Origin of the sequence: Halococcus sediminicola, assembly GCF_000755245.1 — an archaeon.
Lineage (GTDB): Archaea > Halobacteriota > Halobacteria > Halobacteriales > Halococcaceae > Halococcus > Halococcus sediminicola.
The window spans coordinates 1-1723 of the sequence record NZ_BBMP01000019.1 but is presented as its reverse complement, the minus strand read 5'-3'; the positions used below and the strand labels follow the sequence as shown (position 1 = coordinate 1723).

The 1723-nt window shown below is 63.6% G+C and carries 3 protein-coding genes; 1 reads left to right on the top strand and 2 read right to left on the bottom strand.

Annotated features, from left to right (window positions below; all coding sequences use genetic code 11):
* Positions 1–43: 43 nt before the first annotated feature.
* On the top strand, positions 44–1195 hold the full coding sequence (locus tag ACP97_RS08285; RefSeq protein WP_049997369.1) for an MBL fold metallo-hydrolase: 1152 nt from the start codon (positions 44–46) through the stop codon (positions 1193–1195).
* 9 nt (positions 1196–1204) lie between these two features.
* Here the strand turns inward: ACP97_RS08285 and ACP97_RS08280 are convergent, their stop codons facing one another.
* Both ACP97_RS08280 and ACP97_RS08275 read right to left on the bottom strand, forming a co-directional pair.
* On the bottom strand, positions 1205–1477 hold the full coding sequence (locus tag ACP97_RS08280; RefSeq protein WP_049997368.1) for a hypothetical protein: 273 nt from the start codon (positions 1475–1477) through the stop codon (positions 1205–1207).
* Positions 1478–1523: 46 nt separating this feature from the next.
* Positions 1524–1723 (bottom strand): DUF4396 domain-containing protein (locus tag ACP97_RS08275; protein WP_154019982.1); only part of this gene is annotated, 200 nt, incomplete at its 5' end.

Below are 1723 nucleotides of genomic sequence, written 5' to 3'. Positions count from 1 at the left end.
CAGAAATGTTTATCCATCCCAATACCGTACATAGGAGTAGACGATGTTCGAGAAAATCACCGCCAGAGACCTCGCGGACAGACAGGATTCGGGCGCTGACGACTACGTTCTCATCGACACGCGGCCCGAGGACAGTTACGGCTCGTGGCGCGTGACGGGTGCGGAGCATCTCCCGTTCGGCCCGGCCGAAACCCTGAACGACGACCAGCAAGAGCGTGTCGAGCAGTTGGCGGACGGCGACGAGATACTCACCATCTGCGGGAAGGGTGCGACCTCGACACGACTGGCCTCCGAACTCGACGCCAACGGCTTCGAGAACGTTGCGGTCGTCACCGGCGGGATGCGCGAGTGGAACGAGTTATACGAAACTGCGGACGTCGACACGGACGATGACGACCTTCTCCTCGTCCAGTTCCAGCGCCGCGCGAAGGGCTGTCTCTCCTATCTCGTCGGCTCGAAAACCACTGGAGAAGCCGTCGTCGTCGACCCCACCCGCCACACCGACCAGTACATCACTACTGCCGCCGAGCACGGGATGGAGATCACCCGCGTGCTCGACACCCATATCCACGCCGACCACCTCTCCGGCGGCCGCGACCTCGCAGCCAGACTCGACGTTCCGTATCATCTCGGCGAGCAAGCAACCGAACGCGATCTCGACTACGAGTTCGAACCGCTCGACGACGGCGAGACGCTCTCGGTGGGCGACATCGATATCGAAGCCCTCGCGGCACCCGGCCACACCACCGAGATGGTCGCCTACCGCGTCGGCGATACGGCCGTTCTGACCGGCGATAGCCTCTTTCTCGATTCGGTCGGACGCACCGAACTCGAATTCGGCGAGGAAGGAGCTGAAAAAGGAGCGAGGATGCAGTACGAGACCCTCCACGAGACGCTGCTCGAACTCTCCGACGAACTCACCGTCCTGCCGGGCCACGTCACGGTCGAAAACGACGGCACCTACGCCAACGCCGTGCCGGGCGACCTCGTCGGCGCTCCCCTCGGCGAGGTTCACGACCGCCTCGACCTCGCCGACCTCGACGAGGAGGCGTTCGTCGAGCGGATGGTCGAGAACGTGCCCGAGAAACCGGACAACTACGAGACGGTCATCGCCATCAATCGCGGCGTCGAGACCGTCGACAGCGCTACCGAGGCGACGACGCTCGAAACGGGTGCGAACAACTGCGCGGCCTAACTCGACCCCTCAGATCGAGTCGTCGGGGTCGTGTTCGTCGGCCATGCGTTCGACTTCGTTCGCATATCGTTCCCTGAGATCCCCGTCGTCGACGGCTTCGAGGTCGTCGGGCGAGACGTCCTTCGCGGCGGTCACGGTGTCGACGCCGATGGCCTGTGCGGCGAGTTCTCGGCGGAAGAGCCGCTCGCCGTCGGGCGTCGCGTACTTGAGGATGATGAGGTCGCGGTTGTTGTAGCCGCGCTCGACGAGCCAGACGCGAACCCCATCGCTTTCGTCTTCCATAGCCACGAAACGGCGACCGGGTGGTTAGGCGGTTCGGTTTCGGAACTCAGTCCATCTGTGAGGGGTCGCTCATCCCCTCTTTGACGCCGAAGTTCACGAGACCGACGTTCACCGGCCACGCGACGAGGAAGCCAATCGACAGCGAGAACGCAAGTGCCAGCCAAAAGAGTACGTCGGTTATCAGCGCCTCGCCACCCCGAAGACCGGACGTACGCACGCCGGCGAACGCCATCCACACGCGCGAGG